Source organism: Mycobacterium simulans, assembly GCF_900232995.1.
Classification (GTDB): domain Bacteria; phylum Actinomycetota; class Actinomycetes; order Mycobacteriales; family Mycobacteriaceae; genus Mycobacterium; species Mycobacterium simulans.
Window position 1 is genome coordinate 1 of record NZ_OCVX01000062.1, and the last position, 1,239, is coordinate 1,239.

General features: G+C 68.7%; 1 pseudogene. It reads right to left on the reverse strand.

Annotated elements, in window-relative coordinates:
• Positions 1–1,227: pseudogene (locus MSIMFI_RS27155) on the reverse strand (beta-ketoacyl synthase N-terminal-like domain-containing protein); the annotation flags it as partial.
• Between the last annotated feature and the right edge of the window lie 12 nt (positions 1,228–1,239).

A 1,239-nucleotide genomic window follows, 5' to 3' on the forward strand; every position in this document is an offset into this window, starting at 1 on the left:
ACCGGGGGACGAGGCGAGGGGGGGGCGGGGTTGGGCGGCGTGCAGGGTGGGGGGGAGGACGGCGTGGTTGAGGGCGGTGATCATTTTGATCAGTCCGGCGGTGCCGGCGGCGGCTTGGGTGTGGCCGATGTTGGATTTGACTGAGCCCAGCCATAGTGGGTGCTCAGGGTCGCGGTGGGCGCCGTAGGTGGCTAGCAGGGCGCCGGCTTCGATGGGGTCTCCCAGGGTGGTGCCGGTGCCGTGGGCTTCCACGACGTCGACGTGGTGCAGGGCGATGCGGGCGTTGGCGGCGGCTTGGGTGATGACGCGTTGTTGGGCGGGTCCGTTGGGGGCGGTCAGTCCGTTGGAGGCGCCGTCTTGGTTGATCGCCGATCCCGCGATCACGGCCAGTATTGGGTGGTGGTGTTGTTGGGCGTCGCTGAGTCGTTCCAATACCACGACGGCTGCGCCTTCGCCCCAGCCGGTGCCGTCGGCGGTGGCGGCGAATGCTTTGCAGCGTCCGTCGGGGGCTAGTCCGCGTTGGCGGGCGAATTCGATGAAGGGTGTTGGGCTGGTCATGACGGTGACTCCGCCGGCGAGGGCCAGGCTGGATTCGCCGTTGCGCAGGGATTGACAGGCCAGGTGGGTGGCTACCAGTGAGGAGGAGCAGGCGGTGTCGATGGTGATCGCGGGGCCTTGTAGGCCTAGCACGTAGGCGACCCGGCCCGAGGCCACGCTGGTGGCGACCCCGGTCAGTCCGTATCCTTCGGCCCCGTCGGCGCCGGCGGCGCCGGGTTGTGCCCAGGCTCCGGCGAAGACTCCGGTGTCGGTGCCGTCGAGGGTGGTGGGGTCGATCCCGGCGGTTTCTAATGCTTCCCAACACACCTCCAATAGCAGGCGTTGTTGGGGGTCCATGGCGGTGGCTTCGCGGGCGGAGATCCCGAAGAACTCGGCGTCGAATCCGGCCGCGTCGGTCAAGAACGCGCCTGAGCGGGTGTAGGTTTTGCCGACCGCATCGGGGTCGGGGTCAAACAATCCCGGCAGATCCCAGCCCCGATCGGTCGGGAAGCCTCCGACCGCGTCGGTGCCGCTGTGGACCAAGTCCCATAACGCTTGCGCGGAATCCACCCCACCGGGCAACCGACAGGCCATGCCGACCACGGCGATGGGTTCGTCGGTGTGGGCGGTGACCGCGGTGATGACCCGGGTGGGGGCGGCGGCCCCGGAGAGCAGGTTGATTAGGTAGTCGGTGATGGCGGT